We start from the raw sequence: 2,277 nt of genomic DNA on the forward strand, positions 1-2,277 counted from the left end.
ATGTATGTCAATCCTGTGGTCACAGCACTGGTAGGTGGGTAGGGAAGTGCATCGCATGTGACAATTGGGATACAATTGTTGAGGAAATAGCAGTAAAAACGGGCAAAAGAAGTATATCTGCACCAATTTTAATAAAGACGTTATCGGGTAGCGAAGTTATCACTCCAAGTCGTTTTTTAACAGGAATAGAAGAATTAGATAGAGTTTTTGGTGGGGGTATCGTTCAAGGTGCTAGCATTTTAATTGGTGGCGAACCTGGAATTGGGAAATCCACCCTTTTGCTTAGAATTGCAGCTAATGTTGTGCAACTTTCCTCTTTTGAATGTCTTTATGTATCTGGCGAGGAATCTTTAGAGCAAGTGAGTCTCAGAGCAAAGCGTCTTAAGATAAATGAACCTAAAATTAAGCTTTTATCTACAGTGTCTTTAACTGATGTAGTAGCAACAATAAAGGAAAATAAAAGTATTAAATTTTTAGTAATTGACTCTATACAAACAATGTATGATGGCAGAATTACATCAGCACCAGGAACTGTAACTCAGGTCCGCACTTGCGCACATGAATTAACCATTCTTGCGAAACAATATGGTATTTCTCTTTTAATAGTTGGTCATATAACTAAGGATGGACAAATAGCTGGACCTAAAACTTTGGAGCATATGGTGGATACGGTATTATATTTTGAAGGTGAAAATAGCAATCAATACCGCATTTTACGTACTATTAAAAATAGATTTGGCCCTGCAAATGAAATTGGTGTTTTTGAGATGTCTGAAGCAGGACTTGTGCCTGTTGATAACCCATCATCATTGTTTCTGATGGCCCATGACAGAGAAGTAGTTGGCAGCGCCGTATTTGCAGGAATTGAAGGTTCAAGACCAATTTTAATGGAAGTGCAAGCATTAATAGCAGGGACTAATATGGCAACCCCAAGAAGGGGCAGTAGTTGGGTGGGATATTAATAGATTGGCTATGATCATCGCAGTGCTAAATGCTCGTTGCAAAATGTTTTTGCATGATAAAGAGGTCTACCTAAACATTGCAGGGGGACTCAAAATACAGGAACCATCGGCTGATCTTGCTGTTGCTTCCTCCCTTATTTCAAGTGTAGTAAATTTACCGCTGCCAACTTCTTCAATAATCTGCGGTGAAGTTGCACTTTCAGGAGAAATTAGGAATGTCTCGCATGCTGATCTCAGACTAAAAGAAGCAACAAAAGTTAGGATTACAAAAAAGCAATTATGCCCAAAAATGGTAATTACTCTTCTCACGATATTGAGATAATTAAGCTTGGTCACGTAAGGGAATTAAGAGAAATTTTTAATTACAACTAAATAACGCTTCAGCAAATTCTTTGCTAGTAAACTCCCTTAAGTCCTCTATATTTTCGCCAATTCCTATAGCATGTAACTTTATCTTATAAGCTTCTGCAAGTCCAATTACCACTCCGCCCTTAGCAGTGCCATCTAACTTTGTTACGATTAGCCCGGTAACATTAACCATTTTGCTAAATGCTTCTAATTGGCTATAAGCATTTTGGCCGGTAGTTGCATCAAGAACTAAAATAACGTCATGAGGGGCAGTGTCATCCAATTTCTTTATCGTTCTATATATTTTTGATAATTCCTCCATAAGGTTCACATTATTTTGCAGCCTTCCTGCTGTGTCAATTAGAACAACATCAACGCTATCTTTCATAGCTTGACTTACAGCTCTATATGCCACACTCGCAGAATCGCTACCGTACTCTCCAGTAACGATAGAACAACCAGAGCGTTCTGCCCAAATGTTTAATTGTTCACTAGCAGCAGCTCTAAATGTATCGCATGCAACAAGCATAACGGACTTTCCCATCTCCTTATATTTATATGCGAGCTTACCTATAGTTGTGGTTTTACCATTACCGTTTACTCCGCATACCATTATTATGTGGGGTTTTTTATCCAAAACTAACGGCTGCACGACTGGATTTAATATAGCTTCTATTTCATTCACTAATTGCTGCGTGATAATATTATACTCAACTTCCTTGTCAAACTTGATGCTTGTGAGCCTATCGATAATCAACTTAGAAGTTTTATGACCAATATCCATGCTAATTAGCAATTCTTCTAGCTCATCTAAAAGCGACTGATCTAATTTTTTTTGTCCAGAAAAAATACTTTTCACCCCGTCGCTAAAGCGAGAAGAAGTTTTCAACAAGCCTTTATAAAGGTTACTAAACAAACTCAAGGGATACTCCTTTTAAGATTCAAACTTAATTACAATATAAAGAAT

1 protein-coding gene and 1 pseudogene are annotated in these 2,277 nt (G+C 37.6%); one reads left to right on the plus strand and one right to left on the minus strand.

The window, feature by feature from the left end:
* Positions 1-1,334 (plus strand): annotated as a pseudogene (radA, locus tag WGMM_RS00820) (DNA repair protein RadA); the annotation flags it as partial.
* On the opposite strand, the gene ftsY reads toward radA, so the two are convergent.
* Positions 1,321-2,232: a signal recognition particle-docking protein FtsY gene (ftsY, locus tag WGMM_RS00825; RefSeq protein WP_038248555.1), complete on the minus strand. Its 912-nt coding sequence runs from the start codon at positions 2,230-2,232 to the stop codon at positions 1,321-1,323. The pseudogene radA and the gene ftsY sit on opposite strands and share 14 nt — an antisense overlap.
* Positions 2,233-2,277: the final 45 nt, after the last annotated feature.

The organism is Wolbachia endosymbiont of Glossina morsitans morsitans (genome assembly GCF_000689175.1).
Lineage (GTDB): Bacteria > Pseudomonadota > Alphaproteobacteria > Rickettsiales > Anaplasmataceae > Wolbachia > Wolbachia pipientis.